This window comes from Paenibacillus sp. P5_B5 (assembly GCF_056400365.1).
Window position 1 is genome coordinate 1 of the sequence record NZ_JBFULK010000055.1, and the last position, 637, is coordinate 637.

General features: G+C 55.8%; 1 protein-coding gene. It reads left to right on the forward strand.

The genetic code is table 11. The features are described from left to right. The coding region (locus AC1DOK_RS24505; protein ID WP_477556886.1) for a fibronectin type III domain-containing protein at positions 1–637 on the forward strand (637 nt) is incomplete at both ends.

The following is a 637-nucleotide window of genomic DNA, read 5'->3' on the forward strand; positions in this document are numbered from 1 at the left end:
GACGCACCAACGAGTAATGGAGGAAGTGCGATCACACTGTACACAGTTACGTCTAGTCCGGGAGGCTTCACGGGAACAGGAACAAGCGCTGTTCCAATTACGGTCTYGGGTTTGACGAACGGAACGGCGTATACGTTCACAGTAGTTGCCACGAATAGTGCAGGCGACTCCATGGCATCGTTGGCATCAACGAGTGTGACACCCGTCGCGCCGATTGCTGTGCCGAGTGCCCCGACGAATGTAACGGCGACCGCAGGTAACGGMTCAGCGACGGTGAGATTTGACGCACCAACTAGTGATGGAGGAAGTGCGATCACGYTGTATACGGTCAAGTCGAGTCCGGGAGGCTTCACGGGAACAGGAACAACCGCTGATCCAATTACGGTCTCGGGTTTGACGAACGGAACGGCGTATACGTTCACAGTAATCGCCACGAATAGTACAGGCGACTCCATGGCATCGTTGGCATCAACGAGTGTGACACCCGTCGCGCCGATTGCTGTGCCGAGTGCCCCGACGAATGTAACTGCGACCGCAGGTAACGGATCAGCGACGGTGAGATTTGACGCACCAACGAGTAATGGAGGAAGTGCGATCACACTGTACACAGTTACGTCTAGTCCGGGAGGCTTCACGG